Source organism: Comamonas sp. 14P8.1.4 (genome assembly GCF_057799285.1).
On record NZ_JBYOKN010000006.1, the window covers coordinates 76,799 to 103,213 of the forward strand.

General features: G+C 58.1%; 23 protein-coding genes. 12 read left to right on the forward strand and 11 right to left on the reverse strand.

Features of this window, described 5'->3' with window-relative positions; genetic code table 11:
- Window positions 1-159 precede the first annotated feature (159 nt).
- The 3 genes from aceE to lpdA are packed head-to-tail and all read left to right on the forward strand — an operon-like array spanning window position 160 to window position 6,479.
- Window positions 160-2,877, forward strand: coding sequence for a pyruvate dehydrogenase (acetyl-transferring), homodimeric type (gene aceE, locus AC27VO_RS11450; RefSeq protein ID WP_488666842.1), 2,718 nt, complete (start codon window positions 160-162; stop codon window positions 2,875-2,877).
- Window positions 2,878-2,894: 17 nt separating this feature from the next.
- On the forward strand, window positions 2,895-4,613 hold the full coding sequence (aceF, locus tag AC27VO_RS11455; RefSeq protein ID WP_488666843.1) for a dihydrolipoyllysine-residue acetyltransferase: 1,719 nt from the start codon (window positions 2,895-2,897) through the stop codon (window positions 4,611-4,613).
- A 12-nt stretch (window positions 4,614-4,625) separates the two neighbouring features.
- On the forward strand, window positions 4,626-6,479 hold the full coding sequence (lpdA, locus tag AC27VO_RS11460; protein WP_488666844.1) for a dihydrolipoyl dehydrogenase: 1,854 nt from the start codon (window positions 4,626-4,628) through the stop codon (window positions 6,477-6,479).
- A 433-nt stretch (window positions 6,480-6,912) separates the two neighbouring features.
- On the opposite strand, the gene AC27VO_RS11465 is transcribed toward lpdA, so the two are convergent.
- The gene (locus tag AC27VO_RS11465; protein ID WP_488666845.1) at window positions 6,913-8,085 is read right to left on the reverse strand and encodes an ATP-dependent nuclease; all 1,173 of its coding nucleotides are present in this window, start codon (window positions 8,083-8,085) and stop codon (window positions 6,913-6,915) included.
- A gap of 15 nt (window positions 8,086-8,100) precedes the next feature.
- On the reverse strand, window positions 8,101-8,673 hold the full coding sequence (locus AC27VO_RS11470) for an AAA family ATPase (RefSeq protein WP_488666846.1): 573 nt from the start codon (window positions 8,671-8,673) through the stop codon (window positions 8,101-8,103).
- Window positions 8,674-8,789: 116 nt separating this feature from the next.
- Here AC27VO_RS11470 and AC27VO_RS11475 point away from each other — a divergent pair, with 116 nt between their 5' ends.
- From AC27VO_RS11475 to AC27VO_RS11490, 4 genes are all read left to right on the forward strand, one after another.
- Window positions 8,790-8,969, forward strand: a complete 180-nt coding sequence (locus AC27VO_RS11475; protein WP_488666847.1) for a hypothetical protein — start codon at window positions 8,790-8,792, stop codon at window positions 8,967-8,969.
- Between the two features lie 444 nt (window positions 8,970-9,413).
- Window positions 9,414-10,307, forward strand: coding sequence for an SPFH domain-containing protein (locus AC27VO_RS11480; RefSeq protein WP_488666848.1), 894 nt, complete (start codon window positions 9,414-9,416; stop codon window positions 10,305-10,307).
- Window positions 10,307-10,600 (forward strand): hypothetical protein, encoded by a 294-nt coding sequence (locus AC27VO_RS11485; RefSeq protein WP_488666890.1) that lies wholly within the window; start codon window positions 10,307-10,309, stop codon window positions 10,598-10,600. Before AC27VO_RS11480 ends, AC27VO_RS11485 begins: the two co-directional genes overlap by 1 nt.
- Window positions 10,601-11,152: 552 nt before the next feature.
- Window positions 11,153-11,659: a bacteriohemerythrin gene (locus tag AC27VO_RS11490; protein WP_488666849.1), complete on the forward strand. Its 507-nt coding sequence runs from the start codon at window positions 11,153-11,155 to the stop codon at window positions 11,657-11,659.
- Between the two features lie 236 nt (window positions 11,660-11,895).
- On the opposite strand, the gene AC27VO_RS11495 is transcribed toward AC27VO_RS11490, so the two are convergent.
- The 6 genes from AC27VO_RS11495 to AC27VO_RS11520 form a co-directional block, all read right to left on the reverse strand.
- Entirely contained in the window at window positions 11,896-12,246 is a 351-nt protein-coding gene (locus AC27VO_RS11495) for a hypothetical protein (protein WP_488666850.1), read from the reverse strand.
- A 314-nt stretch (window positions 12,247-12,560) separates the two neighbouring features.
- Window positions 12,561-13,532, reverse strand: coding sequence for a Bug family tripartite tricarboxylate transporter substrate binding protein (locus tag AC27VO_RS11500; protein ID WP_488666851.1), 972 nt, complete (start codon window positions 13,530-13,532; stop codon window positions 12,561-12,563).
- A gap of 22 nt (window positions 13,533-13,554) precedes the next feature.
- The gene (locus tag AC27VO_RS11505; protein WP_488666852.1) at window positions 13,555-14,337 is read right to left on the reverse strand and encodes an enoyl-CoA hydratase; all 783 of its coding nucleotides are present in this window, start codon (window positions 14,335-14,337) and stop codon (window positions 13,555-13,557) included.
- A complete protein-coding gene (locus AC27VO_RS11510) occupies window positions 14,338-14,967 on the reverse strand; it encodes a FadR/GntR family transcriptional regulator (protein WP_488666853.1) in 630 nt (209 codons plus the stop codon).
- Window positions 14,964-16,142, reverse strand: a complete 1,179-nt coding sequence (locus AC27VO_RS11515; RefSeq protein WP_488666854.1) for a CaiB/BaiF CoA transferase family protein — start codon at window positions 16,140-16,142, stop codon at window positions 14,964-14,966. Before AC27VO_RS11515 ends, AC27VO_RS11510 begins: the two co-directional genes overlap by 4 nt.
- A 391-nt stretch (window positions 16,143-16,533) precedes the next feature.
- The gene (locus AC27VO_RS11520; RefSeq protein ID WP_488666855.1) at window positions 16,534-18,489 is read right to left on the reverse strand and encodes an ATP-binding protein; all 1,956 of its coding nucleotides are present in this window, start codon (window positions 18,487-18,489) and stop codon (window positions 16,534-16,536) included.
- Between the two features lie 365 nt (window positions 18,490-18,854).
- Here AC27VO_RS11520 and AC27VO_RS11525 point away from each other — a divergent pair, with 365 nt between their 5' ends.
- Window positions 18,855-19,169: a hypothetical protein gene (locus tag AC27VO_RS11525; protein WP_488666856.1), complete on the forward strand. Its 315-nt coding sequence runs from the start codon at window positions 18,855-18,857 to the stop codon at window positions 19,167-19,169.
- 30 nt (window positions 19,170-19,199) lie between these two features.
- Here AC27VO_RS11525 and AC27VO_RS11530 read toward each other — a convergent pair whose 3' ends face one another.
- A complete protein-coding gene (locus tag AC27VO_RS11530; RefSeq protein ID WP_488666857.1) occupies window positions 19,200-20,342 on the reverse strand; it encodes a GGDEF domain-containing protein in 1,143 nt (380 codons plus the stop codon).
- A gap of 590 nt (window positions 20,343-20,932) precedes the next feature.
- On the opposite strand from AC27VO_RS11530, the gene AC27VO_RS11535 reads away from it, so the two are divergent.
- Window positions 20,933-22,003, forward strand: a complete 1,071-nt coding sequence (locus AC27VO_RS11535) for an alkene reductase (RefSeq protein WP_488666858.1) — start codon at window positions 20,933-20,935, stop codon at window positions 22,001-22,003.
- Between the two features lie 120 nt (window positions 22,004-22,123).
- Here the strand turns inward: AC27VO_RS11535 and AC27VO_RS11540 are convergent, their stop codons facing one another.
- Together AC27VO_RS11540 and AC27VO_RS11545 are read right to left on the reverse strand one after the other, a co-directional pair.
- Entirely contained in the window at window positions 22,124-22,933 is an 810-nt protein-coding gene (locus tag AC27VO_RS11540) for a transporter substrate-binding domain-containing protein (RefSeq protein WP_488666859.1), read from the reverse strand.
- Window positions 22,934-22,946: 13 nt separating this feature from the next.
- Complete coding sequence (locus AC27VO_RS11545) at window positions 22,947-23,633, reverse strand: aspartate/glutamate racemase family protein (protein ID WP_488666860.1); 687 nt, start codon at window positions 23,631-23,633, stop codon at window positions 22,947-22,949.
- 257 nt (window positions 23,634-23,890) lie between these two features.
- On the opposite strand from AC27VO_RS11545, the gene AC27VO_RS11550 reads away from it, so the two are divergent.
- The 3 genes from AC27VO_RS11550 (at window position 23,891) to AC27VO_RS11560 (ending at window position 26,394) form a co-directional block, all read left to right on the forward strand.
- On the forward strand, window positions 23,891-25,231 hold the full coding sequence (locus AC27VO_RS11550; RefSeq protein WP_488666861.1) for a type II toxin-antitoxin system HipA family toxin: 1,341 nt from the start codon (window positions 23,891-23,893) through the stop codon (window positions 25,229-25,231).
- A gap of 10 nt (window positions 25,232-25,241) precedes the next feature.
- Window positions 25,242-25,574, forward strand: coding sequence for a helix-turn-helix domain-containing protein (locus AC27VO_RS11555; protein ID WP_488666862.1), 333 nt, complete (start codon window positions 25,242-25,244; stop codon window positions 25,572-25,574).
- 265 nt (window positions 25,575-25,839) lie between these two features.
- Window positions 25,840-26,394, forward strand: a complete 555-nt coding sequence (locus tag AC27VO_RS11560) for a hypothetical protein (protein WP_488666863.1) — start codon at window positions 25,840-25,842, stop codon at window positions 26,392-26,394.
- Window positions 26,395-26,415 lie beyond the last annotated feature (21 nt).

A 26,415-nucleotide genomic window follows, 5' to 3' on the forward strand; every position in this document is an offset into this window, starting at 1 on the left:
GTCGAAATGGTCGCCGTAATGGGCATATTTGTCTCTCCATCAAGGTGTGGCACGCTGATAAAGCGCAGGCTTTGAAGCCCCCTTCTCTGATGAACTGATCTGTGTGCTTCTTGCCCGTTGCCGACCGCGTACCTGCAGCCTCTTGAACAGGAGACAACCATGACAGCTCAGACCGACCCTCAGGCCGGCGTTCACGCAAAGCCCAGCCTCGACCCCCAAGAATCCCGCGAGTGGATGGACGCACTGAGCGCCGTCATCGACCGCCAAGGTGCCGAATACGCGCACCAGCTGATCGAAGAAGTGCTGGAGCATGCCCGCCAAAACAGCGTGGACTTGCCTTTCTCGGCCAACACCGGCTATGTGAACACCATCGAGACTTCGCAAGAAGCCAAGTGCCCCGGTAACTTGGAGCTGGAAGGCCGTCTGCGCGCCTACATGCGCTGGAACGCCATGGCCATGGTCGTCAAGGCCAACCGTCATCACCCACCAGAAGGTGGCGACCTGGGCGGTCACATTGGTTCGTTCGCCTCGCTGGCCAATATGTTTGCAGCGGGCTTCAACCATTTCTGGCACGCTGAAAACGAAAACCACGGTGGTGACTGCCTGTACATCCAGGGCCACGTCTCGCCCGGCATCTATGCCCGCGCGTACCTGGAAGGCCGTATCTCTGAAGAGCAACTGCTGAACTTCCGCCAGGAAGTGGACGGCAAGGGCCTGTCCAGCTACCCGCACCCCAAGCTGATGCCTGAGTTCTGGCAGTTCCCCACGGTGTCCATGGGCCTGGGCCCACTGATGGCCATCTACCAGGCACGTTTCCTGAAGTACCTGCACGCACGCGGCATTGCCAACACCGAAAACCGCAAGGTTTGGGTGTTCTGCGGCGACGGTGAAATGGACGAAGTGGAATCGCTGGGCGCGATCGGCTTGGCCGCGCGTGAGAACCTCGACAACCTGGTCTTCGTCATCAACTGCAACTTGCAGCGCCTGGACGGCCCGGTGCGCGGCAACGGCAAGATCATCCAAGAGCTGGAAGGTGAATTCCGTGGCTCGGGCTGGAACGTCATCAAGCTGATCTGGGGCAAGGGCTGGGACGAGCTGCTGGCCAAGGACAAGGACGGCGTGCTCAAGAAGATCATGATGGAGTGCAACGACGGCGACTATCAGGCTTTCAAGGCCAACGATGGTGCGTTCGTGCGCAAGAACTTCTTTGGCCGCGACCCCCGCGCGCTGAAGATGGTCGAACACATGTCCGACGACGAAATCTGGAACCTGCGCCGTGGTGGCCACGATGCACAGAAGGTCTACGCGGCCTTCCATGCAGCCAATACCACCAAGGGTCAGCCTACCGTGCTGCTGGTCAAGACCGTCAAGGGCTTTGGCATGGGCAAGATCGGTGAAGGCAAGAACACCGTGCACCAGACCAAGAAGCTGAGCGACGAAGACATCAAGGCCTTCCGCGACCGCTTCAACATTCCAATCCCCGACAGCCAGATCGCGGACATTCCTTTCTTCAAGCCCGCCGATGACACGCCGGAAATGAAGTACCTGCACGAGCGCCGCAAGGCCCTGGGCGGCTACCTGCCGCACCGCCGTGTGAAGGCCGATGAAGCCTTCACTGCGCCGTCGCTGGACACTTTCAAGGCCGTGCTGGAGCCCACACCCGAAGGGCGTGAAATCTCCACCACCCAAGCCTATGTACGTTTCCTCACGCAGTTGCTGCGTGACAAGAACATCGGCCCTCGCGTGGTGCCTATCCTGGTGGACGAAGCCCGTACCTTCGGTATGGAAGGCCTGTTCCGCCAAGTTGGTATCTACAACCCGCACGGTCAGCAGTACACCCCGGTCGACAAAGACCAGGTCATGTACTACCGCGAAGACAAGGCCGGCCAGATCCTGCAAGAAGGTATCAACGAAGCCGGCGGTATGGCCTCGTGGATTGCGGCTGCGACGAGCTACAGCACGTCCAACCGCATCATGATTCCGTTCTATGTGTACTACTCGATGTTCGGCTTCCAGCGCATTGGCGACTTGGCATGGGCAGCGGGCGATATGCAGGCGCGCGGCTTCTTGCTGGGCGGCACCTCGGGCCGTACCACGCTGAACGGCGAAGGCCTGCAGCACGAAGACGGCCACAGCCACATCCTGGCCAACACCGTGCCCAACTGCATCTCGTATGACCCCACCTTCGCGCACGAAGTGGCGGTCATCATGCAAGACGGCCTGCGCCGCATGGTGCAGAACCAGGAAAACGTCTTCTACTACATCACCTTGCTGAATGAAAACTATCCCATGCCCGGTCTGACCGAAGGCACGGAAGCGCAAATCATCAAGGGCATGTACCTGAGCAAGCCTGGCCAGAAAGTGCCCCAGTCGGGCAACCGCGTGCAACTGCTGGGCTCGGGCACCATCCTGCGCGAATCCTTCTTTGCGCAAGAGCTGCTGGAAAAAGACTGGCAAATCGCCGCCGACGTGTGGAGCTGCCCATCGTTCAACGAACTGACCCGCGACGGCCAGGACGCAGAGCGCCACAACATGCTGCACCCGCTGGAAACTGCCCAGGTGCCGTTCGTCACGCAGCAGCTGCAAGGCAGCCAAGGCCCCGTCATCGCGTCGACCGACTACATGAAGGCCTACGCCGAGCAGATTCGCCCCTTCATCCCCAAGGGCCGTACGTTCAAGGTGCTAGGCACCGACGGCTTTGGCCGCTCGGACTTCCGCCGCAAGCTGCGCGAGCACTTCGAGATCGACCGCCACTACATCGTGGTCGCCGCTTTGAAGGCGCTGGCCGACGAAGGCAAGCTGCCCGTCACCAAGGTGGCTGAAGCGATCAACAAGTACGGCATCAAGGCCGACAAGATCAACCCCCTGTACGCGTAAGCACCGGAGAGATACACATGGCATTGACAGAAATCCAAGTGCCCGACATCGGTGACTTCGACAGCGTCGGCGTGATCGAAGTGCTGGTCAACGTGGGCGACACCATCAAGGTCGAGCAGTCGCTGATCACCGTGGAGAGCGACAAAGCCTCCATGGAGATTCCTTCCAGCCACGCAGGTGTGCTCAAGGAATTGCGCGTCAAGCTCGGCGACAAAGTGGCGCAGGGCGCCGTGATCGCCGTGATTGAAACCGCAGACACCGCCGCTGCACCCGCACCGGCAGCTGCCCCTGCCCCTGCCCCTGCGGTGGCAGCGCCTGCTGCGGCCCCGGTTGCAGCGCAAAATACGGCTGAAGCCGTTGCTGCACCAGTGCAAGCTGCTACACCTGCTGCAGCAAGCTCTATGAATATCGTCATCCCTGACATTGGTGACTTCAAGGACGTGGCCGTCATTGAAATGCTGGTCAAGGTGGGCGATGTGGTGACCGCCGAACAATCGCTGTTCACCGTGGAGTCTGACAAGGCATCGATGGAAATTCCATCGCCTTCGGCTGGCACCATCACCGCCATCAGCATTAAGCTGGGCGACACCGTGAACGTGGGCGACGTGGTCGGAATCATGAGCGTGCAGGGCGCAGCCCCTGCGGCCCCCGCAGCATCCGCCCCCGTGGCTGCGCCTGCGGCACCAAATACGGCTGCAGCGCCCGCCGCTGCTGCGCCAGCAGCTACAGCGGCTGTAGCAACTGCCGTGGCTGCCCCCGTGCCCGCACACAACCCCACCACCGCGCCTTCGGGTGCGCTGCCCCATGCATCGCCTTCCGTGCGCAAGTTCGCACGCGAGCTGGGTGTGCCATTGGCAGAAGTGAAGGGTTCCGGTCAAAAGGGCCGCATCACGCAAGACGACGTGCAAGCCTTCACCAAGTCGGTGATGGCTGGCGCCGTGCAAACGCTCGCGCAGCAAGCCGCCGCGCCCAAGTCCTCCGGCGGTAACGTCGGTGGTCTGGAGGTGCTGGCATGGCCCAAGGTCGACTTTGCCAAGTTCGGCCCAGTGGAACGCAAGGATCTGTCGCGCATCAAGAAGATCTCGGGCGCCAACCTGCACCGCAACTGGGTGATGATTCCCCACGTCACCAACAACGACCTGGCCGATATCACCGAGCTGGAAGCCTTCCGCGTGTCCACCAACGGTGAACAAGCCAAGGCCAAGAGCGATGTCAAAGTCACCATGCTGGCCTTCGTCATCAAGGCTGTGGTCGCTGCGCTGAAGAAATTCCCAGAGTTCAACGCCTCGCTGGATGGCGACACCCTGGTCTACAAGCAGTACTTCAACATCGGCTTTGCCGCTGACACCCCGAACGGCTTGGTCGTTCCTGTGCTCAAGGACGCTGACAAAAAGGGCATTCTGCAAATCAGCCAGGAAATGGGCGAGCTGGCCAAAAAGGCCCGCGACGGCAAGCTGGGCGCGGCCGACATGCAAGGCGGCTGCTTCTCGATCTCGTCCTTGGGCGGTATCGGCGGCACCGATTTCACCCCTATCGTGAATGCACCGGAAGTGGCAATTTTGGGCTTGTCCAAGTCCAGCATCCAGCCCGTGTGGGACGGCAAGGCCTTCCAGCCACGCCTGATGCTGCCTTTGAGCCTGTCGTACGACCACCGCGTCATCGACGGCGCAGCCGCTGCCCGCTTTAACGCCTTCTTGGGCGCTGTGCTGGCGGACTACCGCCGCATCTTGCTGTAAGGAGCGCTGCACATGGCAATCATCGATATCCAAGTGCCCGACATTGGCGACTTCGCCGAAGTCGGCGTGATCGAACTGCTGGTGCAGCCCGGTGACACCGTCACCGTGGACCAGTCGCTCATCACTGTGGAGTCTGACAAGGCTTCCATGGAGATTCCTTCCAGCCACGCTGGCGTGGTGAAAGAAGTCAAGGTCAAGCTCGGCGACAAAGTCGCCATGGGCTCGGTCATCATGGCGCTGGAAGTGGCAGAGGGCGCTGCGCAAGCGGCCGCACCTGCTGCTGCACCCGCAGCGCCATCACAGCCCAATCCGACTCCAGCGCCCGCCGCACAAGCGCCAGCAGCTCCTGTTTCTGCACCTGTGGCTAGCAACTTCGCTGGCACGGTAGACATGGAAGCCGACGTGGTCGTCATCGGCGGTGGCCCCGGCGGCTACTCCGCGGCCTTCCGCGCTGCGGACTTGGGCCTGAAGGTCATCATCGTTGAGCGTTACAAAACGCTGGGCGGCGTGTGCCTGAACGTGGGCTGCATTCCATCGAAGGCGCTGCTGCACGTGGCCGCCGTGATGGACGAAGTCAAGCACCTCGAAGTCGCTGGCGTCAAGTTTGGCGCGCCTGAGGTGTCGATTGACACCTTGCGCGGCCACAAAGACAAGGTCATCGGCAAGCTGACCGGCGGCCTCGCCCAAATGGCCAAGATGCGCAAGGTCACCGTGCTGCGTGGCGTGGCCACCTTTGTTGGCTCGCACCACATCGAAGTGGCTGAGACCGAAGGCGACAAGCAAGTGCAAACCGGTGGCAAGAAGGTCGTTCAGTTCAAGAACGCTATCATCGCTGCGGGCTCACAAGCCGTGCACCTGCCCTTCATGCCCAAAGACCCGCGCGTGGTCGATTCCACCGGTGCCTTGGCCCTGAAGGAAGTGCCCAAGCGCATGCTGATCTTGGGCGGCGGCATCATTGGCCTCGAAATGGGCACCGTCTACAGCACGCTGGGCGCACGCCTGGACGTGGTGGAAATGATGGACGGCCTGATGCAAGGCGCTGACCGCGATCTGGTCAAGGTCTGGCAAAAGATGAACGCGCCGCGCTTTGACAACATCATGGTCAACACCAAGACCGTGGCTGCCGAAGCAACGCCCGAAGGCATCAAGGTGAGTTTTGCGCCAGCCAAAGATGGCGTGACCGTGCCCGAGCCGCAAACCTACGACCTGGTCTTGCAAGCCGTGGGCCGCACGCCCAACGGCAAGAAGATTGGCGCCGAGGCTGCTGGCGTGGCCGTCACCGACCGTGGCTTTATCGACGTCGACATTCAAATGCGCACCAACGTGCCGCACATCTTTGCCATTGGCGACATCGTGGGTCAGCCCATGCTGGCGCACAAGGCTGTGCATGAAGCGCACGTGGCCGCAGAAGTCATCGCCGGTGAATTGCAAGGCAACAAGGAGCTGGCAGCCGCCGCCTTCAACGCCCGCGTGATTCCATCGGTGGCCTACACCGACCCCGAAGTGGCATGGGTGGGCCTGACCGAAGACCAAGCCAAGGCGCAAGGCATCAAGGTCAAGAAGGGTTTGTTCCCATGGGCCGCCTCCGGCCGCGCCATTGCGAATGGCCGCGACGAAGGCTTTACCAAACTGCTGTTTGATGACAGCCCAGAGGCACACGGCCACGGCCGCATTTTGGGCGGCGGTATGGTCGGCACACACGCGGGCGACATGATTGGTGAGATTGCCCTGGCCATCGAAATGGGTGCGGACACGGTGGACATTGGCAAGACCATCCACCCACACCCCACGCTGGGCGAGTCCATCGGCATGGCGGCGGAAGTGGCGCATGGGTCTTGTACGGATGTGCCTCCGGCACGGAAGTAAGCGCACTTTCTGAGAAAGTGCTGCAAAGCAAAAAAGCAACCTTTGGGTTGCTTTTTTATTACTTGAATTTTTGGTTTTGATAGCTGGTAGCGCTTGCTCGATAAGGGCTAGAGGGGGATTTGGCTCTTAATTATATTTTTGGTTGTTTTGAGGGTGGAGGCCGGGTTTCGCCCCGGCAGGCGAGGTACTTTGTTGTGCGCGACAACAAAGTACCAAAAAAAGCGCGTCTGCCGACGGCTGTCCGGCGGAACTCGCGGCGTTCCTTCGTCACTCTGCTCAAACAGCCGCCGGAAAGATGAAGGACCTCCACCAAGCCATGCGCGACGCTTGCGCGCGCATTGTCTTGTATCGATATGCCTCTCCTGTACACCGCTTAAGGGAAACGATTAGTACATAGTTTTTTCTAAGCGCTTGGAGCTAAATGTGTCATTTTTTATAATTTTTCAATTAAATCTAATATTTTTTTTATGTCATCACTGGCTGTTGCAAAATCTATAGTTTCTGCAATTTTTTTATGAATGAATGGTTTTTTGAATTTTGATTTATCCATCGGATTTAATGGTACTGTCTTGCTTCCAATATTTCTTCTTAAGTTGTCTAAGGAGTATCCATTGCTGTAGTCTGGATTATTGTTGGAAATTGAGTTAAGGATGCCGGTAACTAAATCCTTGTTTGATTCATTTAATATTGCATACTCAAGATCAGATGTAAATATAAAGACATTTAATCCAGACGTTTTTAAGGATATTTCAGCCGCATCCGCAGCTAATCTGAAATCCTCTTCACTTTTATCAAGAGCATTGTCAATTATTGTGTGCAACTGAGTTTCATTGGGAATTGTAAAACCTGCAGCTTTGGCGCCTGTAATAATTGCACGATCTGATTCTTTGGTTAAAGAGTCAAAATCTGTAATGACTAGGTGTTTTATTTTTGCACTTCCAAGCGATTTCACCATATTTAAGAATGGAGAAAAATTTTTATTTCCTGAAGAGGATATAATTGATATCTTATGAGCAGCACTACCAAGCTTTTTTAATAGTAGTGTTTTTAAAACTCGAATATCTGATTCTCCCTCAACGAAAACAACTTTCTCTGCAAAAAATAATTGACTATTTACTTCATTGCTATATGCATTAAACATTTCCTCCTCATTAATATCTTTTATGATTGGTATATGCAAGGAGGATACGTTGCCATCTTTCTTTACCAAGCCCAATGTAGAGAATGGCGTTTCGGAAATTATGTATGGGCTATGGGTTGTAATGATTATTTTAAGATTTTCGCTGGAAATTGACTTAATATTCTGTAAAAGTTCTTTTTGTTTTTGGGGGTGTAAGAATGCCTCTGGCTCTTCAATTGCTAAAAGAAATTGAATATCTGGATATTCTTGGCTGCTTTGCTCAAGTCGATTGAGTGCCAGCAAAACACCACTTTGAACACCTGTTCCAGCTTCAGAGAGTCCTATTGTTGCAGAGCCGTCTTCAAGTGAAAAGCCTAATCTTAGATTTTCAAGAATCCATTCTCCAACCCCTTTTACATCAACATCAAATTTCAATGCAAGCTTATGTTGCGTTTCAAAACCAAAATGGCTTTCTATTTGTGGCAAGAGTGATGCGTTGATTTACGGGCTGATTGTCGTAGAAATTTGTTCTCGTATAGATTTAAGTGCCCTATATTCTTTTGGAGTGCCACCGACTTTTTGAGGAATTATTTTTGAAAGGCCATGATCTTTTAGAAGTCGTGAAAATAATTCTTGAAATTTGTCTGAGTTAGTATCTCTGATTGCAGGTATTAGAATAAATTTATTTTTTTCTTTTATTTGATTGAATTTTTTTATGGATTCTGGTGTTGTTTTTGCTCCTTTTGAAACTTCTTCTGTTATGTTGTATGTTAGATCTGTTCTAAATGTAATATAGATGCTTTTTTTGCTTTTGTTTGATGTGTAATTTATTATTATGCGTCTGGCTTTACCATCTACTTTGAAGATGGGTAATAAAAGTTCTGCCAAATCAGGATGCAATAAGCAGTCATCTACTGTAGAAGGATTTAGTTTGTTTAAAACTATGTCTATAGCTTTTAATATGGAGGATTTCCCGTGATCATTCTGACCGATTAATGTGTTCGTTTTATTGAAATCGAATTTCAAAGACTTATATGATTTTATATATGCAAACTCAAAAGAAGTAACCTTCATATTTCCCTCTGCTAATTAATTTCTATTAATCTAATTTACACTTTTCTTATAATAATTGAAAAATTAAAAAATACTGCCTAAGTACTCAAAAATTGCATACTTAAGACACATCGCCCTTGACGCTTGGCATTTATGACCTGGCCTACGTAGAGCTGCTGCACGATCTGTTCATCTGCGCCTACGAGCGCAGCAAGCAGGAATATGTGGCTTTGCGCCAAAACTTGGCGGAGCCTAATCCGCTGCGCTTGATGTACTGCTCTCTCATCAAAGACATCGTGCGTGCCGTGGGGCTGTAGTCGCTGGCGGATGTGCAAACGGTGGTGGATTCAGCATTGCCTGCCGATGTGAGCGAGGCTGAACGCGAAGCCTTGCTTGCTCTGATCACAGGCGAACTGTGCGGCTTGCGCAAAGGCGTGCTGATGCTGCGCTAGGGTCTGTGCCGCAGCCGGTTGTAGAGCAGGGTTCAAAAGATAGATAGCAACCTGTGCTGGCCACATCAGCGCTAGCCGCCTATCTGATGCTTAAAACGTAACAAAAAGCGTTATCTACAGCGCCTGCGACGAACCGCATAGCCGCTTACCCTCCGTCGGTTATAAACAGCTCAGGCTGCAATCCGCGCCGTTGCCGTGCATACGGCATGTGGGTGAATGCAGGCAGGGCTTGAGCAATAAGGCCTGTGCTTCGCGCCAAGGGGCATGCGTGCGGGCCAATCACAACAACAATTTTTGGAGGGGTAGGGAATGAAAATCGTCAAGCGCAGCGTGGGCTTGGGTGTGGTGTTGCTGATGGGCGTGGTGGTTGCCATGACCGCCTGTGGTGAGCGGGTAGAGGTGCCACCGGCGCACGTGGGCAAGATCATGACCAAGGATGGCTACCAAGAGAACCTGATTCCCACCTCCAAATTCCGCCTGTCGCCCTGCGTGGCGTATTGCGATCGCTTGGTGCTGCTGGATGTGGCCGACAAGGCCTACCAGGAGAGCATGGGCATTTTCATTCCGGAGGACAAACTCAATCTGGGCGTGACGGTGCGCGCCACACTGAGCATCAACCCGCAAAAGACGGCCGATTTGTTCAACGCCATTTCGCCGGAAAGCACGCAGGGGGCTACCTCTATCATCTCGAACGAGCAGGTGTACAAAACCTACGCCAGCCAGATCATTCAGGCCGAGGTGCGGGAGTACCTGAGCCAGTTCAGCATCAGCCAGATTGCATCGAGCAACGAGAAAATCAACGCCGACCTGGGCGCGCGCCTGGGCAAGGCGATTGAGGTGCGCACGCCGTTTGCGGTGCGCCACGTGGGTATCACCAACCTGAAGTACCCGGACATCATCACCAAGGCGCAAGAAGCCGCCGCCGAGCGCCGCGAAGCCATTCAGCAGGAAGAGGCGCAGACGCAGGTGTCTGCCGCGCGCCTGGAGCGCGAGCTGCGCGAAGCGCGCTTGCAGCGGGCGATTGAAAAGGAAAAGGCCGAGACCGAAGCCCTGGCGCAAGCCACGCTGGCGGCGTCGGTGGATTCGCGCGTGCTGCAGTTGCGCAAGCTGGAAAACGAGCGTGCCTGGATTGAGAAGTGGGATGGCAAGCTGCCCGTCACCACCCTGGGCGATGCCGTACCCATGGTGAGCCTGGGCAAGTGATGGTGTTACTGCTGAACCTGTTGCCCATGGCGCTGCTGGCGGTGGGCCTGGGTGCCGCCTGGTACTGGCGCACATGGTGGCTGGCCGTGCTGACGGTGGCGCTGTGGCTGGTGTATGCCATGGCCCAGCCTTCGTACTTGCCCAAGGGGCAGATAGAGCGGGCCGAGGTGCCCGCGCTGCCTGCACACAGCGATGCCCCGCTGCAAGACCGTCAACCCAAGTCCGACCCCCTGTCTGAACGCGACCAGCGCATGCGTGAAGCGGTGCAAAACGGCTTGGACTTTAAGCCGTAGCCCCCGCTGCGTGGTGCCAAGGCACGACGATCCATTCGTACCTTGGTGCTAAAAAGCAGAGCTTCTAACGCAGGTGCTGTAAGGGCTAGAGGCTATTTAGGTGGTGAATGCATGGCCAGCCAGCCGCCATGTCTCCGCCCGCACTTCTTCTGATTTCTGCCGCGCTCCGGAGGTGCGGGCAGCCCACGATCGTGGGGAAAAGCGCGGGTGGTTTTTGCGTGGCCGCAGGCATGGCGGTGAGGGCGTGGGGCGGTGCACTGGCAGCCTCTGTCGCTGGGCGAAGCCTGTGGGTGAGGGCTACGAAAGCGGGTGTTCAGCAGCGGAATATGCCATGCCACCGCACACAGGCGCTTGAAATGCCGGAAATCGATGTTTTCCGCGAACATCTGAACCGTTGCGCGAATTTTGCAATATCTTGAGACAATTCTTGTAATTTGTACGCAAAGTGTCTTGATGCACATCACGCGGCACCGAAATGGGGCAGCGGCGCAGGCCTAGGGTAACTACGATGTAGCAATTCCGTCAGATATTTGATGAAAGTTACATCGCGTTATGGCCATTTTGCATTGGGTTCCCGACCTGGATACGGGCATTGAAGAGATCGACATCCAGCACCGCCGCATCGTGGATTACATCAACCGGCTGTATGAGGTGCGTGAGTCCCATGACCGCAAGGGTCTGGGCGAGGTGATTGAAGAGACGGTGGACTACACGCTGTCGCACTTCGCCTTTGAGGAGGGGATGATCGAGGAGGCAGGCTATATGTTCTCCGGTCCGCACAAGCGCGTGCACGAGCTGTTCATCCGCCGCGTGGGTGAGCTGCAGGCGCGCTTTGAGGCGGGGGAGGATGTGGCCAACGAGCTGCACGGCCTGCTGTCGCGCTGGCTGTTCAACCACATTCGCAACGAAGACCGTGGCTATGTCGATGCCGTCAAGGCCTACCAGCGCATGAGCGGGCGCGGCAGCAAGGATGCGACGGAGCAGATGAAGGCGCAAATCCTGCGTGAGCTGGAAGGGCGCCACAAGCGCAAAGGATTTTTCGCGCGCATCTTTTCCTGAGGTTATCTGGTGGGGAGGGGGCTGCTGGCCCGTGCCCGGACGTGTGCAGCGTTCGGGCACGTGGGCCGGGCAGTGGTAGTGAGCCCAGCAGGGGGCAGTGCAAATGGCAGACAATAAAAAAATGAGCTGCCAGCACTGGCTAGATAAGTGCTAGCGGCCCATTGGACGTGTGCAGGTCTGTGTTGCGCCGTGCATGTGTGTGCAGGGCACGCGCAGTGCATATGCCCCAGCGGGCATCACAGCGCGGGCAGGCACACTTTGCCCGGTTTGGCAAAGATGATTTCGTTGTCATCCGGTGCCATGCGCTGCAACACAATGCCGCCGTTGGCATGCACAAACAGGCGCACTGGGGGGCTTTCCGGGCTGTCCAGGTAGCAGACATTGCAGTCAATATCGCGCCAGCCTTGTTCGGCGCAAATGCGCGCGCTTTGCAGGATCTGGATCAGCCGCTTGCTGGCGCCCACCTCCTGGTGCACGGCCAGCCAAGCGGCACGCAGACCGAGGGCGGCTTCTTCGCGCGAGGCAAAGGCGGGGGCTTGCTGCAAGCGTTCCAGCATTTGGGGATACAACCGCGCATAAGATTTCATATCGCTTGCTCCTGAAGGCAGGGCCTGTGAAGTGCCCGTGAAGATGCACGGGACCGCTCGGCGAAATTCTACGAAGGCTGTGTATGGTTATCGGTTTAAGCCTACAGCCTGTCGGATTTTTGCGGGTTAACGGTGTGCTCGACGCACCCTGAGCCGTCGTGACGGCAAGCCCTCGGGATGTGGGGGCCTGGCAACAGAGTGTGCCTGGGTCGCACCACGGGCGCTGCCGTGCTGCACTGCACCCAGGCATGAAAAAAGGCAACCCAGAGGTTGCCTTGTGCGGGGTATACAACAGCCTGCGCGGGCGCTGCGCCTTATTTGCTCAGCTGGCTGCCCAGTTCCTTGACCACGCCGGGCCAGTATTTGAGTTGCTCATCGATGAACTTGCTCAAGGTTTCCGGGGTGCTGCTTTCGGGCACCGCACCTTCTTGCAGGAAGCGGGCGTTGAGTTTTTCTTTTTTGAGTGCGGCCACCACGGCGGTGTTGAGCTTGCTGACCACGGCGGCGGGGGTAGCTCCGGGTGCCAGCACTGCATTCCAGGTGTTGATTTCGTAGTTTTCAAACCCCGGAATTTCCTTGAGTGCTGGCGTGTTGGGCAGCAGGGGCGAGCGGGTCTTGGTGGTGACGGCCAATGCTTGCAGCTTGTCGGCTTTGATTTGCGGCATGGCGCCAGGCATGGTGGCAAACGAGAGCTGGGTTTCATTGGCCAGCACGGACTGGTTGGCCAGACCGCCCCCGCGGTACGGAATGTGCGTCATGCGGACCTTGGCGGCGTTCGAGAACATGGCCCCGGCAATGTGCACCGGAGAGCCGATGCCGCTGGAGGCGTAGAAGATGCTCTCTGGCTGGGCTTTGGCCTTGTTGATGATTTTGTCGACCGAGGTGTATTCCGAGGTCTTGTTGGTGATGAGTACCAGCGGTATGGAAGCCACCATGGACACGGGCTTGAAGCCGCGCGGTGCGTAGCCCAGCACTTTTTCGGTGGTGAACATGGCCGGGTTGATGCCGTGGCTGGAGACGGTGGCCATAAAGAAGGTGTGGCCGTCGTTGCTGTTTTGCACGCTGGCCGCCGCAATATTGCCTGCGGCACCGGGTTTGTTTTCAACAATCACAGGGTGGCCAATTTCATTGGCCACCGCTTCACCGAGTGCGCGGGCCAGTAAATCGGTGGTGCCGCCGGCTGCATAACCCACCACGATTTTAATGGCCTGCTTGGGCCATTCTTCGCTGGCATGGCTGGTGGAAAATGCACCGAGGATGAGTACTGACGCAAGTAGTTTTTTCATTTTGTCTCCTTTGATTTATGTTTTAAATGCCACGAAATTGTGGTTTCCGCTTTTCCTTAAAGGCAATTTTCCCTTCTTGGTAATCCTGGCTTTCAAAGCATTGCTTCACGAGAATTTTTGAAAGCTCTTGCAATTGGTCGGTGCTTTTTTGAATTTCTTTGATGAGTTTTTTTCCTGCAGCCAATGTCAAAGGTGCGTTATCTTCAATGGCAGCCATGATTTTTTCTGCAGCCATCTGCAGATCATCTTCATTGAAATAGTCATTGATGATGTTTTTGGATTTGGCTTCCAGTGCGCCAAATTTTTTGGCCGTAAGGAAAATCTCCAGCGCATTGGCGTGGCCTGCCGCATGCACCAAATTGCGCAGCGCTGTAAATCGATAACCCAGACCCAGGCGACCTGCAGGAATGGAGAAAATACTTTTCTCCGAGGCATAACGTAAATCACAGCACAGGGCAATATTCAAGCCGCCACCAATGCAATAACCATTGATCAGCGCGACAGTGGGCTTGGGGAAGTTGAAGATGGCCATTTGCGCGCCTTCTGCCACCACTTCGTAGTTGTCCACGGCTTCCTTGTGGGTGCGCTGTTGCTCGAACTCAGAGATGTTGGCCCCGCTGGCAAACGATTTGCCGCCAGCGCCCTGGAAAACAACCAGGTGCACCTCGGGATCATCCTTGGCTGCGGCCAGCAAGTTGGTGACGGTTTGCCACATGGCCAACGAGATGGAGTTCAGCGTCTCAGGATCATTGAAAGTGATATAGAGGCGCTTGCCAATTTTTTCAGATTTGATTTTGTCGGTCATTTAATGCCTAGGTGTGTCAAGGTGATGAATCATCTGGCTAATGCCAGCGTGGGAGTCTTGATGGATGATGTGATTGAGAATGCTGCGGTGCTCTTTAATCACCTCCAGGTGGCGCTCCACATCCTGCTGCATCTTGACTTGCTCAATATCCAGTCGAAACAAGGGATAGTGCTGTCTGTAAATTTCAATCAAATAATCGTTGTGCGTGGCAAGGCAGATATTCAGGTGGAAATCCAGTGAAAATGTGGTGTTGTTTTCGATGTCCACATAGAAACTTTGATCTTCAATGATCTTTTTTAAAATTTGAATGTCTGACTCGGTTCTGTTTTGGCAGGCCAGGTAGATCGATGAAATCTCCAATGATTTACGCAATCCCTGAATCTCTTTCAAATTCAGGCTGGCGTTGTCTTTGGGTGAGGTGTTCAGCACAAAAGTACCAATACCACGCCGTATTTCGACGATTTTCTCTGCCTCTAGTTTTTTGATTGCCTCTCTGACCGTGATGCGGCTGACGTTGTAGAGGTTAACCAAATCATTTTCAGTCGGTATTTTTTCGGTGTAGCTGGGTTTTTTATTTGTGATTTTTGATTTGATCGAGAGGTAGATGCTTTCCGATAAATTTCTGGTCATATGATTTGCTGATCTACAAGTTCTCGGAAGGCTTTATCACTGATATTCAACATGCCACAGTAAATTTCCTGGTTGTGTTCACCGGCTTTGGGCGCGGGCTTGAATGTGAACTCCTGGTGGTGGCTGAGTTTGAAAGGTGGGGCCAGCAGTTCCAGATCGCCATAATCGGCAGTTGGCACATGGGTGGTGACTGCCAGGTGCTTGACCTGTGGATCTTCAAATGTTTTATTCAGACTTAAAATAGCACCGCACGGAATACCATCTTGATTGAGCTTGTCGATCAGTGCATCTGACGTGTATTTTTGGGTTTGCTGATTGATCAGTGTTTTGAGTGCCTGGCGGTTTTTGGAACGGTTAGGCACCGTATCAAAACGAGGGTCGATTTTGGCACCATCCATATTCAGGCTATTGCACAGGCGTTGAAACATGTCCGTGCCCATGGCAGCAATATTGATGTAGCCATCTTCGGTTTCAAATACCCCTGTGGGATAGCTGATGGGGTGGTCATTACCGCTTTGCCCGGGGATTTCTTTGTTAATCAACCAGCGCACGGCCTGGAAATCCATCATGTAAATCTGCGCTTGGAGCAAGGAAGACTCCACCCATTGGCCTATCCCTGTCCGGTTGCGCTCATGCAGGGCAGTGAAAATGCCCATGGCGCAGAAGAAGCCCGCAGTCAGGTCGGCCACAGGGATGCCTGCCCGCATGGGGCCTTGGTCTGGCTCGCCCGTCACACTCATCAGGCCCGACAGGCCTTGCGCGATTTGGTCCAGCCCCGGGCGCTTGGCATAGGGGCCAGTTTGTCCAAAACCCGAAATGCTGGCAAGAATGATTTGGGGGTTGATGGCCTTGAGACTTTGGTAATCAATCTTTAATCTGTTTTTGACATCAGGGCGATAGTTCTCCACCACCACATCAGCTTTTTTGACCAGCTCATAAAATAAGCGAAGACCTTCTTCAGATTTCAAATTGAGCGTGATGCTTTTTTTGTTTCTATGCGTGTTTTGATAATCGGCATACTGTGCAGAGCCACCCGGGCGATCATCCGATCCAGCATTGGCTTCTTCAATTTTGATGACATGAGCCCCCCAGTCTGCAAATTGGCGCACGGCAGCTGGACCAGATCTAACCCGCGTAAGATCCAGAATGGTAAGGTCAGATAATGGATTTTTCATGATGTCTCCGATTTAGTTGTAAGACATCATATGTTTGTGAATTACGGCAATGCCTAGAATATTTACTTAATGGAAAACCCATTAAGTAGATATTTGAAAAAATCACTCTTTAAATTCAACCCACTAAGCGGCCATTAAATAATGGCTGGATTCAAAAAAAGATAAAAATGCTGTGGAGCCTTGGAGAGAGGGCAGCGCGGCGTGCAGCGGAGGGCGGCTGTTGGGCTGTCAGGGGACGTGGCTGGGCCGGGGCGCCGTACAGATGGCACGAGCAGCGTGGGAGAGGCTGTGTAGAGCGCGCAAATGGGCGCGCGCCTGCCTTATGTGGTGCCCAGCCAGCGGGCAGCGCTTGGCCACGCCAGCAGAGCGTAGCCAGGGCGAAAACGGCGGCTTAAGCGGGTGCGCTGCTGGTTGGTGCTGCGCGCTGGCGATCTGCCTCTTGCGCTTGAGACAGCCCCGCATCCAGCGTGGCACGCACGTGCAAGGTCAGCTCGGCAGCGCTGACCGGCTTGTAGATGACCGGGAAGCGCCCATTGACCATGCCTTCGGCGCTGACCGCCTCGGGTGTGTAGCCGGTCATGAACAAGACGGGGGGCAGCAGGCCTTCAGCCTCCAGTGTGTGCACCATCTCCATGACCGTGATGCGCCCGGGCATGCGCATGTCCGACAGGATCATGTCCGGGGCCAGGCCGGTGCGCAGGTATTCCAGCGCCACTTCGGGCGAATAGGCGGTCGATACGGCGTAGCCCATGTCGATGAGCAGGCGCGCCACGGCGTTGCGCACCGCCAGGTCGTCTTCAATCAGCAGAATGTTTTCGCTGCCGCTTTGCGCCTGGACCCGTACATCGGTGGTGAGGACTTCGCGTTGCTGCGACTGCGGCAGGTACAGCGAGAAGGTGGTGCCCGCGCCCTCGGTGGAGGTGATGCGCATGAAGCCCCCGGCTTGCTGGACAAAGCGCTCCACCATGGGCAGGCCCAGACCGGTGCCGCTGCCCACTTCCTTGGTGGTGAAAAACGGCTCCAGCACGCGGGCAATGGTCTCTGCGCTCATGCCGCAGCCGTTGTCGCTGATGTCGATGCGCACCAGCGGCTGGGCGGGCTGGCTGGCGTCCAGCGCCTCGGGGTGTGGGCAGTTGGCCATGCGCAGCTGCACCTGGCCACGTCCGGCGACCGCGTCGCGCGCGTTCACGCACAGGTTCAGCAGGGCGTTTTCAAAATAGGTTTTGTCGATGTGCACCGGGGCCAGATCGGGGGCGAGCGTGATCTGAAAATCCACTTCGGCCCCCACGGCGCGGCGCAGCAAGCCTTCAAGCGATGCCATCAGCTTGGGCAGGGCGTAGGTCTGTGGCTGCTGGGGCTGGCGACCGCTGAAGGTCATCAGCTCCGACGCAGTGCGCGTGGCGCGGGCAATGTCTTGCTGGATGAGTTCCACGCACTCAATGACCTTGGGGTCCTGGCTGAGGCGGCTGAGCATGCCGGCATTCAGGCGAATAACGAACAGCAGGTTGTTGAAATCATGCGCCACGCTGCCTGCCAGCTGGCCCAGCAGCTCCATTTTTTGCACGCGCGAGAGTTCGGCATGCACATCGGCCAGCTGCTGTGCCTGGGTCTGCACCTGGTCTTGCAGCTGCGCTATCTGCGCCTGCAACTGGGCTTTCTTGTCTTTGAAAGCCTGGATGTCCTGCACGATGCCGACCCAGCGGTCGATGCTGCCGTCGGCGTTGTACACGGGGCTGCCATCGACATGGAACCAGTGCATGCTGCCATCTGCCACTTGAATGCGCATTTCATAGGGCTCGACCTTGCCGTTGAGCACGGCCTTGGCAAACGAGGCCGCGCACCGGGGCAGATCGTCCGGGTGGATGTCGCCCACCCATTGGGAGGAACTGAGGTAGGCCTCCAGATCGCGGTCTTCGCGGTAGAAGGAGTTGGCGCGGTTGGCCCAGTAGATCTCGCCGCCGGGGCGGGCAAACCACAGACCCACGGGCAGGGTGTGCAGCGCATCGTGCAGGCGCTGCACCTGCGTGTGCGCGTCCTGATGCGCAAAGCATTGAATGCCCAGCAAGCGGCCGTCTTCGTGCACAGGCACCAGGTGCAGCGTGGTCTGGCTGGCTTCCCAGTGGTGGGTTTGCGCGCAGGCGGTGGCTATGCAGTGCGCCACGGTGGGCTGCAGCTGTGCCTTGCATTGCGCCACCGTCTGGCCGCTGCTGAGGCTGTGGCGCTGCAGCAGCTGCTCGAGTGCAGCATTGCTAAAGCACAGCGTTTGGGTGTCGGGGTCAATCAGGCCATAGGGCATGGGCGCGGCCTGCATGCTGCGCTCCATGGTGTTCATCCATTGCTTGTTCATGGGTCTCCCCCCACTGTGGTGTCTACTTGTAATGGATGTATTGTCCATGTATCCAGGTGAAACTGCTTGGGCGCTGGCTGGACGGTGCTTGGGGGCTCGCTGCGGGGGGGCGATAGCCATGCCTGCGCCAAGGCTGGGGCAAGCCGTCCAGAATGCGGCTGCGTGCAGCCCTTCTGAGAACTTGGTGTGGCGCTTGTTTTTCTCTGGTCTAGTCATTCAGCGGTGCCGGGTTGCCCCTCTAGGGCCATCTGACGGCCACGACCAGCCATTCCCACTGCCCACTGGTACACGCATTTATTTTGATAGCTGCTAGCGCTTTAAAATCAAGCGCTGCAACCTTGTTTGACTCTGAAAGAATTTCCGCCATGTCCCAGCCATCTTCCTCGCCGTCCTTGTTGGGTTTGAGCTACGGCTGGTCGTATCTGCTGGCCTCGTTTACGCTCACGCTGTGCGGCTGCCTGCCGCTGGCGCTGATCGCCACCATGGGCGTGACCGGCTCGGGTGCCGAGCGCGCGCAGGCGCTGATCGCGTGGCTGCCCATCATGGCCGGTCTGCTGGCAGCGGCCTGTGCGCTGGGCTTTTTCACCGTGCTGCGCCAGCACCCTGCGTGGCGCCGCCACGCGATGATGCTGATGTGGGCCCTGGCCGCGCTGGGCATGGTGGGGTGGTGGAAGCTGTAAAGCCCGCCCTTTAGGGGGCCAGCCTGGCACTTAGCCCAGGCTAATGCGGTCGCGCCCCGCCTGCTTGGCCTGGTACAGGGCCTGGTCGGCCCGCGCAATGGCATCGGTGATGGCCTCGTGCGGCTGCAGCGCGGTGATGCCAAAACTCATGGTCAAGCGCTGCTGGTTGGGCAGCGCAAACGGGTCTGCCGCCAGCGCGGCCTGAATGCGCTGCGTGATCTGCAGCGCGCTGTCTTGCGAGGTGTTGGGTAGCAGCAGCACAAATTCTTCCCCGCCGTAGCGCGCTACCACGTCCTGGCTGCGCGTGCTGTGGCGCAGGCAGGCGGCCACATGGCACAGCACCTGGTCGCCACAGCGGTGGCCCCAGGTGTCGTTGATCTGTTTGAAGAAATCGAGGTCGCCCATGACGATGGCGGCTGGCCCGGTGGGTGCCTGCCGCATCTGCGTATCGACCGACTCTTGGAACGCGCGGCGGTTGAGCAAATGCGTCAGCGGGTCCAGATCGCGCTCGGCGTGCAGGCGGCTCAGGGTGTGGCGGATGGCGGAAGCCAGCATCAAAAAAGCAAATGCCATGCAAAACAGGATGGAGCCAAGCAGCGTTACAAACCAGTAGGCGGATTGCACCAGCGTATCGATGGAGTGCTGCCCCAGCCCCCACAGCGTGATGGGGCGCAGCACGGTGTAGGCGCCAAACACCAGGTAGGTCCAGTACAGCAGCGTATCGAGCAGCGGGCGCTGGGGCTGGTGGCGCAGCCGCAGCACGTTGAACACAGGCAGGATGTGCAGGCAACCCAGCCCCAGGCTCAGCAGGTAGGCGCGAATGGCCAGGCTCTCGTACAGGCGGCTGTAGTAAAAAATGGCACACCAGGTCAGCACGCTGATCAGCGCCGCCAGCCGGGGGTGGTAGGGCACCTGAAATTTGTCGGCAATGCTCAGCCCCGCCAGCCAGGCACCGGCCAGGTAGAACACGGCGGTATAGATGGCGTAGTGCCCAATCTGCGCGGGCGACAGCACGCTTTGCACGGCCAGCGCAATGCTGGTGGCCAGCATGCCCACGGCCATCCAGCCCAGGCCACGCTGGCGTCGGTCATAGTTCCAGGCACAGACCAGCGCAATGCCCAGCGCCGCCATGACTGCCGGGGTAATCAGCAGGTAGGGATTGAATGCGGTCATAGAAAAGTTCGGCCCGCCAGCGCGCAGCGGGTGATGGCACCGGCTGCGCAGGGGGAGGGTGTGCAAGGTGCATCCGGGTGCGCCGCAGGGGCGCGATGGCGGTGGCTGCGCGGCGGGATGCGAGGGAAAAAGAGCGGGGTGCTCAATTTGTATCTAAATTTAACACAACCCTGGGCGTGACCGCACGCAACGGCGTCAAACCGCAACGCGGCGGCTGGCGGTGCGCGACAGGCAGGGCCATGGGCATGTGGATGAAGGGCTGCTGTCCGCTTGGCGACGGCTTGGGGGGCGCGCAAGGGGGCGCCGTTGCGGGTGCTGCCTGGTTGTTTTGATAGCTGTCAGCGCTTGCAGGGTATGGGCTGCAAGGCAATTTGGCATGCCATTTTCCGCAAGGCAGCCCTGTGGTTGTTGCCCGGTGCGGGCGTTGGGCCGCAGAGCCCTTGAAGTCTTCGCCCCTAGCACCATGTGTGAGCGAAGGCGCACGGCACGGGCCGCTGCGCCGCTCTGGCAGCACACGGCGTATTGTTGTGTGTGTTCTTTTCTGCCCCCGCGCTGTGTGGCGCTGGCGGCTTTACTGACGAATGGCTCGCATGTCTTCACTTTCCACCTCCTGGCAGATCGGCTCTGTCACCTTGCCCAACCGTGTGGTGCTGGCGCCCCTGACGCGCATGCGCGCCTTTGAAGGCCGCGCGCCTGGCGATTTGCAGGTGACGTATTACCGCCAGCGCGCGAGTGCCGGGCTGATGCTGACCGAGGCCACCTCGGTCTCGCCCATGGGTGTGGGATACCCCAACACGCCGGGCATCTGGTCGGCAGAGCAGGTTGCGGGCTGGAAGCGCGTGACCGATGCCGTGCATGCCGAAGGCGGCCACATTGCCGTGCAGCTGTGGCATGTGGGCCGCATCTCTGACCCCGAACTGCTCGATGGCCAGCTGCCCGTGGCCCCCAGCGCCATTGCCGCCGAGGGCGAGGTGAATGTGCTGCGCCCCAAGCGTCCCTATGCCGTGCCGCGCGCGCTGGAGACCGCCGAAGTTGCGGCCGTGGTGCAAGACTTTGCGCAGGCCGCACGCAACGCTAAGGCGGCGGGTTTTGACTTTATTGAAGTGCATGCCGCCAACGGCTATCTGTTTGACCAGTTTTTGCACGATGGCAGCAACCAGCGCACCGACCAGTACGGCGGCAGCATTGAAAACCGCGCCCGTTTCCTGATGGAGACGCTGGATGCGCTGCTGCAGGAGTGGCCCGCCGAGCGCATTGGCGTGCACCTGAACCCCATGAGCAACACGCACAGCATGCACGACAGCAACCCCGTGGCGCTGTTCACCTATGTGGCAGAGCAAATTCAGGCGCGCAAGCTGGGCTTTATCTTCTCGCGCGAAGAGCTCCAAGACGGCGTGCTGCCCATCGGCCAGCACATGCGCAAGGTCTACCAGGGTGCATTCATTGCCAACGACGGCTTCACCGCCGCGCAGGCCGAAGCCGTGGTGGCCAGCGGCGCTGCCGATGCCGTGGCCTTTGGCCGCGTCTACATTGCCAACCCCGACCTGCCCGAACGCCTGGCGCGCGGGGCCGCGCTCAATGAGCTGAACCCGCGCACCATCTACAGCCCAGACGCAACGGGTTATACCGACTACCCCACGCTGGAGAGCATGACGGCGTAAAACCTGCCCCCAGCTTTCCATCCAAACAAAAAGGCCAGCGCATGCGCTGGCCTTTTTGTTTGGATGGTAGTTTTGATAGCTGTTAGTGATTGCTACATAAGGGCTGGAGGCTGTTTAGGCTTACAAGGGCAAATCGCCTGCGGGTTGCTTGAGCCATTTTTGTGACAGGCGCTCCAGCTCACCGGTTTGCTTGGCTTCCAGCACGATGGCGTTCACGCGCTCCAGCAAGGCGGTTTCACCCTTGTTCACACCGATGAAGTTGGGGCTGACCTTGAGGATCAGCTTCAACTCATTGTTCAGCTTGGGGGCCTGCTTGTTGATCACGTCGCCTTCGCCTGCGCTGGTGGCAATGGCCTGGACTTGGCCGGAGGTGTAGGCAGAGACGGTGCCGATGTGGTCTTCAAAGCGGCGGATCTGCGCGCCGGCGGGGGCGACCTTGGTCAGTTCGGCGTCGGCCATGGCACCGCGGGTGGCGGAAATGGTCTTGCCATTCAGATCGCTCCAGTCCTTGATCGTGACGCTTTTGGGCGCAAACAGGGCTTGGAAGAAGGGTGAGTAGCTGTGCGAAAAGTCCACCACCTTGGCGCGCTCTTCGGTCTTGCCGAGGGTGGAGATCACCAAATCCACCTTGCCCGTTTGCAGATAGGGCACGCGGTTGGCGCTGACCACGGGCACCAGCTCGACCTTGGCGCCCAGCTTGCCGGCCACGTAGCGGGCCATGTCAATGTCCAGCCCCTGGGGCTTCATATCAATCCCCACCATGCCGTAGGGCGGGTAGTCGGTAGGGATGGCGATGCGTACCTTCTTGGTGCGTTCAATGTTCTCCAGCACGCTGCTGGCATGGGCGGTACCGGTGGTCAGGGCGGCCAAAGCGGTGAGGCTGAGTGCGAAGGTGCGCAGGTGGTGTTTCATGGTGGGTGCTTCGGTCATAAGGTCAGAAAAATCAACGCGCGATAAGGCGTTGCGTGGGGAAGGGGGTGTGGCTCAGTGCGTGTTGCAGCCACTGCGCCGCCGCAGTCAGCGGGGCTATCAAGGGAACGGGGCTGTGCGCTGCCAAGGTTTGCGCGGCCTGGCCCAAGGGGCCGCCGCCAATTACCACGCATTGCGCACCGTCGGTGCTGGCGCATTGCTGCAGGGCTTGCTGCAGGCTGTGCGCCAAGGCTTCGGGCTGGCTGACCAGCTGTGCCGGATCGCCCTGGGTATAGCGTGCCCCGGTGTACAGGTGCGCCACGTGCAGGCGCTGTGCCATGGTGCGCATGGCGGCATCCAGCCCCGGTGTGGTGGTGGCAATGCCAAAGCGTTGCTGGTGGCGGCTGGCGGCCAGCATGGCTGCCTCACCAATGCCCATGGTGGGCAGGCCTGTGCATTGGCGCAGGGCTTCAAGGGCGGGGTCGGCAAAGCAGGCCATCAGCACGCCATCCCACTGCCCATGATTGGCGCGCTGCCAGCAGGGCAGCACTTGGGCGCAGGCAATGGCCAGCTCTGCGGCATTGCTAATCATGGCTGCGCCCTGTGTGGCGGTGCAGCCTTGCACCTCCCAATCTGCAGGCAACTGGGCGCGAACCAGCTGCACCATCATGGTGGTGGTCTGGGCGTTGGTGTTGGGGTTGATGAGCAAAATGCGGGGCATGCCCACATTCAGCAATATGTGTGCCCAATGTGTATGCAATGGCTGGGGCTGCATGGGTGGCCGTCTGGCTTGTAGTGTTATGGACTTTTATAGCTATCCGCCCTTGCTGCATAAGGGCTAGAGGCATATTTGGTGCGCAAGCCCTCACTGCGCGCTGTTGGCGCGGCTGCACCCTGAAAGCCACACCACGTGCATTTCAGTGTTTTTCTATACATACTATGGGTATTGATGGTTCTAACTTGTATAGAAAACCTCCTATGAATGCCTGTACCTTGCAATTGCATGCCCAGGGCCAGTGGCACGATGTGGCCTCGGTGGCGCTGTGGGGCGACGCCGCGCAAGGCTGGCGCGCCAAGACCTATACGGGCTATGCCGTGGACTGGTCGGTGGACCAGTTTGGCCAGCGCGATGCCCATGCGCTGAGCGTGAACTACCCCGTGGGGCTGGAGCCGCTGGCCTGCGACCACTGGCCGGTGTGGCTGATGGACATGCTGCCCCAGGGCTTTGGCCGTGCCGAGTTGCTGCGGCGCTTGAAGCTGCCCCCCACCTTGGAGCAGGCGGGCGACTGGCCGCTGCTGCTGGCGGGCGCAGGCAATCCCATTGGTCATGTGCGCGTGAAAGAAGCGGCTGAATGGCTGCAAGCGCAGTCGCAACAGCTGCAGCAACAAGCGGGTGCGGTAGTGGGCGGCTTTGCCGTGCAGGAGGTCTCGGCCCGGGTGGAAGAGTTCAGCGAGCACCTGGCCCAGCACGGGCTGTTTGTGGCGGGCTCCTCGGGCGTGCAGGGCGAGTGGCCCAAGCTGCTGCTCACCATGGACGATGCCGGCTTGCTGCACCTGGACCACGCCTTGCCCGATGCGCAGGCGGCCAAGCACTTCATCGTCAAATTCAGCCGCGGCAGTGATGCGGCGCTGGCGCAAATCCTGCGGCATGAACCCATTTATATGCAGCTGGCGCAGCGCCTGGGCCTGCGTGTGCATGCTCCGCTGCGCCTGGAAGGTGGGCGCGTGCTGTTCATTCCGCGCTTTGACCGGCGCGTGCAGCTCACGGCCCAGGGGCGGCGCGTCAAGCGTCTGGCGCAAGAGAGCGTGGCCTCGCTCACGGGACACAACGGTTTTGACAGCGTGCCCAGCCACGATGCAGTCTGCCGCGCGCTGGTGGCGCACTGCAGCGATCCGCAGGCGGAAGTGCTGGAGTATGTGCGCCGCGATGTGGCCAACCTGGCACTGGGCAACAAAGACAACCACGCGCCCAACACCGCCATTCAGCGGGACTTTGAGGGCCATGTAGCGTTGACCCCGTTGTTTGACTTTGCCCCCATGTATTTGCACCCGGACGGGATTGCACGGCGCATTCGCTGGGAAGGCAATGACCACGGCCAGCCCGATTGGGCCCGTGTGCTCGATACCGTGTGCAGCCCTGGGGTGGACCCACAGGGCCGGCTGCAGCGCACGGCCTTGGCCCAAGGCCTGGCCGCCATGGCGCCGGCGCTGGCGGAATTGGCCGAGCAGGGTACGGCACTGGGGCTGGAGCCCGATGTACACGCCCACCTGCAACCAGGTTTGCGCGCCATGGCTGCACGCATGCAGGCCCTGGCCTGAAGGAGGAACCATGGACAAACGCTACAACACCCTGAGCCTGCCGGAGCAGCTGATGCTGCGCAAACAGGCGATTGACGATGTGCTGAGCCACCCGCATTGGACGCTGCAGCAGTCCGTGCGCCACCTCAAGCGCAGCATGCGGCTGACCAGTGCCGAGCTGGCCAAGATGGCGGGCATCAGCGCCAAAACCCTGCTTGATATTGAACAGGGCCGCAGCCTGGGCACGGTGCAAACGCTCAACAAAGTGCTGGGTGTGCTGGGGCTCAAATTGGGGGTGGTGTCTGCGCAGCCTGCGGTGCCCCGGGCGTCGGGCGCTCTGGATGCACCGAATGCACGTGGCTGATGCAGCTATGTTAGTGGATTAAATTACCTACTTTTCTATACAAATAAATGGCTGTTGAGTTATTAATATGTATGGAAAAATATCAAAATAGTAGTTTTTAACAGCAGCTGCCAAGCAAGCCCTGTTGCACGTTCACCCAGACATAACCACCCCATGCAGGCCGCCATCCGGCGGACTGCCATGGTGCCAAAAGGAATACCGCCATGCACGTACCCAGCTCCAACCGCACCACCATGGCCCTGAGCGGCGCTGCCGGGGCGCAGGCATGAGGGTGTTGCTGTATCCGCTGCTGTGGCTGGCCGGTCTGGGCACGGTGGGCGCCTTGCTGGTGAATGCGCTGGCCTGGCTGAATGTGCCCGTACCGGTGTGGGCGCAGGCGCTGGTGGAGCTTGGGGCGCTGGAAGTGCTCGGCGGGGGCGTTTTTGTGGTGTGGCTTCCTACCGTGCTGTTGGCCAACTTTGCCATGAAGGGCGCGCGTGGCATGGGCGGCATTCGCTGGTCGGTGCTGCTCAGCGGCTGCCCAGAATGGATGCGCAACACGGCCTATGGGCTGTTTGCTTATGCCTTCGTGAATTTCGCACTCGGGGTTGCGGGCGACCAAGTACACGCTGAAGGGGCGCATGTGCTGCGCACCTACCGTGCGTTCAGCGGGCATTGGATACTGTTTTACGGCATGGCATTTGCCACGATCTATTCGTTTTTGCACAACCCGGCACTGGGCCGGCAACTCCGCTGCGCGGCAGGCCACACCGTGGGCATCGATGATAAGTTTTGCCCGGAATGTGGGCAGCACCTGCCACACGACAGGCAGCAGCCCTGAAAAAGGGCCGCCGCAGACCGC

Excerpts from the sequence above, each read along its gene's own strand:
- aceE (WP_488666842.1), top strand. The coding sequence starts at position 160 with ATGACAGCTCAGACCGACCCTCAGGCCGGCGTTCACGCAAAGCCCAGC.
- aceF (WP_488666843.1), top strand. The coding sequence starts at position 2,895 with ATGGCATTGACAGAAATCCAAGTGCCCGACATCGGTGACTTCGACAGC.
- lpdA (WP_488666844.1), top strand. The coding sequence starts at position 4,626 with ATGGCAATCATCGATATCCAAGTGCCCGACATTGGCGACTTCGCCGAA.
- AC27VO_RS11470 (WP_488666846.1), bottom strand. The coding sequence starts at position 8,673 with ATGAAGGTTACTTCTTTTGAGTTTGCATATATAAAATCATATAAGTCT.
- AC27VO_RS11480 (WP_488666848.1), top strand. The coding sequence starts at position 9,414 with ATGAAAATCGTCAAGCGCAGCGTGGGCTTGGGTGTGGTGTTGCTGATG.
- AC27VO_RS11485 (WP_488666890.1), top strand. The coding sequence starts at position 10,307 with ATGGTGTTACTGCTGAACCTGTTGCCCATGGCGCTGCTGGCGGTGGGC.
- AC27VO_RS11490 (WP_488666849.1), top strand. The coding sequence starts at position 11,153 with ATGGCCATTTTGCATTGGGTTCCCGACCTGGATACGGGCATTGAAGAG.
- AC27VO_RS11495 (WP_488666850.1), bottom strand. The coding sequence starts at position 12,246 with ATGAAATCTTATGCGCGGTTGTATCCCCAAATGCTGGAACGCTTGCAG.
- AC27VO_RS11500 (WP_488666851.1), bottom strand. The coding sequence starts at position 13,532 with ATGAAAAAACTACTTGCGTCAGTACTCATCCTCGGTGCATTTTCCACC.
- AC27VO_RS11505 (WP_488666852.1), bottom strand. The coding sequence starts at position 14,337 with ATGACCGACAAAATCAAATCTGAAAAAATTGGCAAGCGCCTCTATATC.
- AC27VO_RS11510 (WP_488666853.1), bottom strand. The coding sequence starts at position 14,967 with ATGACCAGAAATTTATCGGAAAGCATCTACCTCTCGATCAAATCAAAA.
- AC27VO_RS11515 (WP_488666854.1), bottom strand. The coding sequence starts at position 16,142 with ATGAAAAATCCATTATCTGACCTTACCATTCTGGATCTTACGCGGGTT.
- AC27VO_RS11520 (WP_488666855.1), bottom strand. The coding sequence starts at position 18,489 with ATGAACAAGCAATGGATGAACACCATGGAGCGCAGCATGCAGGCCGCG.
- AC27VO_RS11525 (WP_488666856.1), top strand. The coding sequence starts at position 18,855 with ATGTCCCAGCCATCTTCCTCGCCGTCCTTGTTGGGTTTGAGCTACGGC.
- AC27VO_RS11530 (WP_488666857.1), bottom strand. The coding sequence starts at position 20,342 with ATGACCGCATTCAATCCCTACCTGCTGATTACCCCGGCAGTCATGGCG.
- AC27VO_RS11535 (WP_488666858.1), top strand. The coding sequence starts at position 20,933 with ATGTCTTCACTTTCCACCTCCTGGCAGATCGGCTCTGTCACCTTGCCC.
- AC27VO_RS11540 (WP_488666859.1), bottom strand. The coding sequence starts at position 22,933 with ATGACCGAAGCACCCACCATGAAACACCACCTGCGCACCTTCGCACTC.
- AC27VO_RS11545 (WP_488666860.1), bottom strand. The coding sequence starts at position 23,633 with ATGCCCCGCATTTTGCTCATCAACCCCAACACCAACGCCCAGACCACC.
- AC27VO_RS11550 (WP_488666861.1), top strand. The coding sequence starts at position 23,891 with ATGAATGCCTGTACCTTGCAATTGCATGCCCAGGGCCAGTGGCACGAT.
- AC27VO_RS11555 (WP_488666862.1), top strand. The coding sequence starts at position 25,242 with ATGGACAAACGCTACAACACCCTGAGCCTGCCGGAGCAGCTGATGCTG.
- AC27VO_RS11560 (WP_488666863.1), top strand. The coding sequence starts at position 25,840 with ATGAGGGTGTTGCTGTATCCGCTGCTGTGGCTGGCCGGTCTGGGCACG.